Raw genomic sequence first — 5,337 nt, 5'->3', positions numbered from 1 at the left:
ACCGGATTGAAGTGCCCAATCCATAAGAAAAACCGCTGACATGGAAATTTGTATTCCATCTGCCGGTAGCGTAAAGCCAGGGGAAGCCTGCGTTAATACCCGGGCTGAAATAAAAGGCGTCATCAGCTGCAATGCCGGTTGCCATGAAAAAGCGGCTGCTTCCTTTTGGCAATCCGATTTTTGCTACGGAACCCGTTACTGGTAAAGACAGGGTTGCTATTGGTTGAATGCGGGTTGCAGTTAAAAGCACAGGAGCAGATGGAGCCAGCTGATAAATTTCGTGTAATCTTATACGTTGTACCGGCAATTGCGTTGAATCAATGACAACCGCTGCCTTTTTGTTTCGCGGTGCATAATGCGGCTGGAGTTTGTTAGCAACAGTACGGGGAGCTTTTGTTGCTGCACTGCCAGGCTGTTGCCGGGGGAGCAGCAGTTGCCGGGGAGATTCATTACGCAGGATCACATAGTTGCCCGTTACGGTAAACGATAGCTGATATCGGTTACGGAGATGGGTAAGTAATTCACTAACGGTAACGGGCATACGCGGCATGCTAAGTTTTTGCGCGGGATCTATTTTTGCTGCATTGAAGGAAAAAACAACGCCTGTTTCCCGGGAAATGTAGGCCGACAATGAATCCAGCCGCATTTCATGCAGTGGCAAATGTAATAGCCGGCTGATGCCCTTTACCTGTACCTGCTGCGCATAGCAGCAATACGGCATATAAATGAACAGTACATAAAGTAATAATTTCTGCAAAAATCTGTTGTTATCTACACTCATCTCCGGAAAAATACACGGTGTTACCTGCCGCCTTATATTTTATACCAAGCGAAGCGGCGATGACATCCAGCACCTCCTGCAACGGCTGATGATTAAATTCTGTATTGATCCTGCAATTTTCCAGCAGGCTGTTTTCAAATATGATCCTGGTATTATACGCTTTTTCCAATACGTTCTTCACATCTTTCATCGGGGTATTGTAAAAATACATGGTTCTTGTCGCATAGGCGTAAACGTTAGGATCTGCAGCAGCCAGGTAACTTAGCTGCCCACTGCGTTTGTTATAAACAGCTGCCCGGCCGGATGCAACCACCAGGCTGGCCCCGGCGGCAGACAATTTTACGGCCCCGCTGCTAACCGTTACAGTTACAGCACCGGAATCCTGCCTTATATTGAAGGAGGTGCCGAGCACTTCAATCCTGAGCCTGTCCACCATCACCACAAAAGGAGTTGCCTGCAGGGGCGCCACAGAAAAATAGCCTTCCCCGTTAAGCGATACATTCCTGCTTTTGGTGGCAAACCCTTTGTGAATACTCAGCCGGCTGTTGGCCGTTAGGGTAATCACCGATTGGTCTGCCAGGGTATCGGTGCGGAGTGTTCCGGCAGCGCTCAATACCTGTTGGCTATCTGCAGGCGCTTGCGGGAACAGGAGCCAGGCAAGTATGGTGGCGCCAACTACCAGTAATACGCCTGCCGCTATTTTGAGGCCCGCCGGCAACCGGCGCCTGGCTGGTTGATGGCTTTCGCTCAAAGCTGTTTTTAGTTGTGCCCATTTACGGTTACGGTCTGGTGGCGAATAAGGCTGGCCCGCTGCTGCTCCGGTCCATAAGCGGGAATACGCTTTGAAGGCCTGCTCGTTTTCCGCTGCCTGTTCCCGCCATTTATCCACGGCAATGGCCTCTTCCGGCAGGGCTTCTCCTGCCAGGTACCTGCCAATCAGCGGCAGATCTACTTGTATGTGCTCATGCTCATTCACTTCGTCAGATATTACATCGTAAACATTTTATCATCCTATATATAGTATTACCAGGATAAGAACAAGATAATCGCTCAGCTTCGCTTTAAAGGTCTTCAAAGCCTTACCGATCTGCGCTTCCACCGTTTTAACAGAGATATCCAGCTCCTTTGCTATTTCTGCATACTTCTTTCCGTCCATCCTGCTCATGATAAAAATAAGCCGGCATTGTGCTGGCAAATCGTCCAGCACCTGCTGAATGCGGCGGGTAAGCTCTCCGGTCAGTACTTTGTCTTTAGCATTGTCGTTTGCCCTGGTGGTATGAATGGCGGCCAGTCGGGTATGCTCACGCCGGATCCTGTTGTTCCGGATATCATTGAGGCAAAGGCTATAGGTTGTTTTATAGAGATATCCTGCAATGGCTTCTTCCATTACCAGATCATTCCGCTTCTCCCATAATTTTTTAAACACCAGCTGCACAATATCACTGGCCGCTTCACTATCCTTCAATATATTAAAAGCATAAAGGTGCAGCTTATCATGATAGGCATGAAAAAGCTTTTCAAATACAGCTAACTGATCTGTGTGCCGGGCCGTTTCCAATGATGCAGAATATTCTTACAAAAATTACTCTTTATTATAACACGGCAGAAATAATATACCCCTATGCCGGTGGAATTTTTTTTTGAACTGGTATCATAATATTTTCAATGGCAAAATAAAGGCTGACCAATTTTTACTTTTTGGTCAGCCTTTATTTTAACAGCGGGATCTTACTTTTGGGGATTTTTCCCGAACAATAGGTTCTTCTCAAAAAAATCCAGCATCTTATCTTCAATTCTTTTACTGACACGGTTGATATGGTCGCCTTCATAAATTTCGAAGGAATGGGGGATGTGGTATTTGTTAAGCTCCCTGTCCAGTATCCTGATGCTCTCCGCAATACCTGCATCCCTGTTGCCGGCGTCAAAGCCAATGGCCTTCAGCTGCCTGATGTTATAGATATACTGGTCTAAATTATTCAGTGGGCGGTTGGCATCCCACTTCTGCATGATCAATGGCTGTATATTTCCATTCTTCACCGGCAGGTCGATATAAAAAGGAGGGTTCTCCGGGTTGGGCGACCATGCCGCTGCCGAGGCAAAAAGTGCTTTGGTGAAGAAATCCGCCCGCTGAAATTCTTCCACCGTTTTAATGCTTTCTGCGCGTATGAAATCAGGAGGCAGCGCTCCGGTAGATATTGGCGTGGAATTTAAACAGCAGGGGCTCAGCAGGTATACTGTTGAAAAAACATCCGGATTCTTTTCCCCGATCCGCAATGCGCCATAGCCACCCATAGAGTGGCCGCACAAGCCCCTGCTTTCTTTTTGTGCCAAAGTCCGGTAGTGGCTATCCATATAACCCACCAGTTCTTTGGCCACAAAATCTTCCCAGTTGCCGGTGGTAGCAGAATTGGAATACATGCTACCCTGGAAAAGCGTATAGGCGTCCGGGGTAACAACAATCATTTCATGCGCCGGGTCCCTGGCAAACACAGTATCCAGTATGGGAGGAAGCGTCATCCAATGTTGCTGGAAGCCATAAAATTTTCCGTCATTATCTGTATAGCCATGCAGGAAGTAAACAACAGGATAGTGTTTTTTCTTACCGGAATTATAACTGGCAGGTAAATAAACAGAAATATGGCGGCTGGGATCATCGCCGCTGAGATTACCTTCCAGCAACTTGCTGTGAATGGTTATCCGCTGCACTGTGCCTTTCGCAATCTTTTGCTGTGAGAAGCTTCTTACAGGAAAGGCCAGTACCAGGAAAGCAAGCATGAAACGGGTCATATATTTTATCATACAACTGCAATTGAAAGTGATTACGGGCATTAATATACGAATTTGGATTTATAAAGTTCAGCGCTAATCAATACATATAAATGATGTATTAAATTTGGGCAAACAACAGCATTATGACAAGCAGAACAGCATCACAGATGATGGAACTGATATTGCAGGTAGCCCGCAGCAATGACCATATACTGGCGGTATTACAGGATGGATCAAGATCAAACCCTCATGTAACACCGGATATTTTCCAGGATTATGATATCATTTATGTAGTGGATCACCTGGAGCCGTTTCTGCAGGATCATAGCTGGGTGGATGTTTTTGGTGAAAGGATGATCATGCAGTTGCCGGAGGATATGGAGCTGTATCCACCCGCGCCTGAGCTGGCCGGTGCTTTCTCTTACCTCATGCAGTTTATGGATGGCAATCGTATAGACCTGGTGATGGTGTCTTTGGATAAGCTCGATCATTTTACCAGCGATAGCCTTTGCAAAGTGTTATGGGATAAGAGCGGCCTGTTTAACACGCGGCCCCTGCCTCCTGCAGACGATACCGGCTATTGGGTGCAAAAGCCTTCCTCCCGCTCATTTACCGATTGCTGTAATGAATTCTGGTATACCAATTCCGGCCTGGCAAAAGGACTTTGGCGTGGAAGGGTGATCCAGGTGCAGGAATTGTTCAACCAGGTGATACGTGGCGCTTTACTGCAAATGATGGATTGGTATATCGGCTGCCGCTACAGGTTTGAAGTAAACCCGGGTAAGTCCGGAAGTTTTTACCAGCGCTTCCTTGAGCCGGAAGTATATGAAAAATTACTGGCTACTTATCCACCTGCAAGTCTGCCTGAAATATGGAAAGCGGTATATGCGGCTATGGATCTTTTCAGAACAACGGCAAGGTCTGTTGCAGCAACGCTGGGCTACACATATCCCGAAAACTGGGATGCCAATGTAACCACATATATGCAGCATGTAGAAGGGCTGCCCCGGGATGCCGGGGGTATTTATAACTAAAGCAGGCAATGAGGCGCCCGTTGTATCAGATCTGTTTCAGCCTGTAAGTACCGGTAATAGTATGTTTTTGGCCGTCTGTAGAAGTAAAGTCGTACACCACTACCATCTTACCGGCAGTTACTTCTTTTATCGTAGTCACCACGGGCTTCTCCATACCGGTTTGATGTGAGGTGATCTGTTTGGTAGCAGGATTATATTTCCAGGTGCCTGATTCTATTATTTCTTCTTCGTCGCTGTCACACCTATTAGCGCCATGATGAGTCACCATCTTGCCATCAGACCGGAACATTTCTGCATCATCTTTATCGCAATCCTCCATGATGTCGCGCAGGTCGGTATCAGGTTTCCCATCCAGGTTCATATCTGCAGCGGGAACAATGCTGGAGGATTCCAGCACCCAGTACTTATCACTGAAGGAGGGTTGTTGCACAGGAGCCCCAAAACCGGAAAATATTAAAGTTCCTGCAACGGCGGCAGTGAGGATAATAGGTTTGCTGTTTTTCATAGGATGAAAATACAAAAAAAGAGAAGGATATAGCTGTTCTTGTATTATCTTTTCGCTTGTTAAGAAAAAATCAATCTATTGAAAAAGGTATTTTTTTATTCCGCTGTTATATGTTCCATCTCTGCGTCTTCAGTTGCCCAGCAAATAAAAACGCCATTGATGGGTTGGGCAAGCTGGAATAATTACAGGGTGAACATCAATGAAAACATCATTAAAAAACAGGCCGATGCACTGGTAGCATCCGGCTT

6 protein-coding genes are annotated in these 5,337 nt (G+C 46.6%); 1 reads left to right on the top strand and 5 read right to left on the bottom strand.

Annotated features, from left to right (window positions below):
- The 4 genes from VIM72_RS30870 to VIM72_RS30855 all read right to left on the bottom strand — a co-directional run.
- Positions 1 to 757, bottom strand: a 757-nt coding sequence (locus tag VIM72_RS30870; RefSeq protein ID WP_332006644.1) for a hypothetical protein, incomplete at its 3' end; no start/stop codon positions are given.
- A gap of 10 nt (positions 758 to 767) precedes the next feature.
- Positions 768 to 1,757: a FecR family protein gene (locus VIM72_RS30865; RefSeq protein WP_332006643.1), complete on the bottom strand. Its 990-nt coding sequence runs from the start codon at positions 1,755 to 1,757 to the stop codon at positions 768 to 770.
- A gap of 30 nt (positions 1,758 to 1,787) precedes the next feature.
- Positions 1,788 to 2,339: an RNA polymerase sigma-70 factor gene (locus VIM72_RS30860; protein WP_332006642.1), complete on the bottom strand. Its 552-nt coding sequence runs from the start codon at positions 2,337 to 2,339 to the stop codon at positions 1,788 to 1,790.
- A 170-nt stretch (positions 2,340 to 2,509) separates the two neighbouring features.
- On the bottom strand, positions 2,510 to 3,580 hold the full coding sequence (locus VIM72_RS30855) for an alpha/beta hydrolase (RefSeq protein ID WP_332006641.1): 1,071 nt from the start codon (positions 3,578 to 3,580) through the stop codon (positions 2,510 to 2,512).
- A 113-nt stretch (positions 3,581 to 3,693) separates the two neighbouring features.
- Here VIM72_RS30855 and VIM72_RS30850 point away from each other — a divergent pair, with 113 nt between their 5' ends.
- On the top strand, positions 3,694 to 4,584 hold the full coding sequence (locus VIM72_RS30850; protein WP_332006640.1) for an aminoglycoside 6-adenylyltransferase: 891 nt from the start codon (positions 3,694 to 3,696) through the stop codon (positions 4,582 to 4,584).
- A 25-nt stretch (positions 4,585 to 4,609) separates the two neighbouring features.
- Here VIM72_RS30850 and VIM72_RS30845 read toward each other — a convergent pair whose 3' ends face one another.
- Positions 4,610 to 5,089: a lipocalin family protein gene (locus VIM72_RS30845; RefSeq protein ID WP_332006639.1), complete on the bottom strand. Its 480-nt coding sequence runs from the start codon at positions 5,087 to 5,089 to the stop codon at positions 4,610 to 4,612.
- Positions 5,090 to 5,337 lie beyond the last annotated feature (248 nt).

The organism is Chitinophaga sp., from assembly GCF_036569185.1.
Taxonomy (GTDB): Bacteria; Bacteroidota; Bacteroidia; order Chitinophagales; family Chitinophagaceae; genus Chitinophaga.
Note: the sequence above shows the minus strand (reverse complement) of the source record. Positions and strands in the feature narration are given on the sequence as shown.